The 512-nt window shown below is 58.6% G+C and carries 1 pseudogene; it reads left to right on the forward strand.

The window, feature by feature from the left end:
- Positions 1-259: pseudogene (locus tag ACP4IX_RS36645) on the forward strand (ATP-binding protein); the annotation flags it as partial.
- Between the last annotated feature and the right edge of the window lie 253 nt (positions 260-512).

The following is a 512-nucleotide window of genomic DNA, read 5'->3' on the forward strand; positions in this document are numbered from 1 at the left end:
GCATTTGACCCGGCTGGACTTCATTGTTCTCGACGAACTCGGCTACCTGCCGTTCGCGCAATCCGGCGGTCAGTTACTGTTCCACCTCGTCAGCAGGCTCTACGAGCGCACATCCGTCGTCGTCACCACTAATCTGGCGTTTGGCGAATGGCCCAGCGTGTTCGGCGACGCAAAGATGACCACCGCGCTTCTCGATCGCCTGACGCACCACTGCGACATCGTCGAGACCGGCAACGACAGCTGGCGCTTCAAGAGCCGCGACGATGATCATGCCACCCGCGCTCGTCTCGTCTCCGCAATCCCGGCCAGCTCCGACGAGACGAGCGCTACCGCCAAACCGAGCCGCTCAAGGGGGTCAAAATTGGAAGCCGATACGGGGTCAAATTTGAACGCCGATTGACAACCCGAGGTCGGCAGTCCCAAGACCGATATCCGAGCTGAGATGACTTGCGATCAAAGCGTTGATCGTTCGAAACAGATACGAAAGATAGTATCCAGCGGCAAATGGGAGA

The organism is Streptomyces sp. WG5 (assembly GCF_049974565.1).
GTDB lineage: Bacteria > Actinomycetota > Actinomycetes > Streptomycetales > Streptomycetaceae > Streptomyces.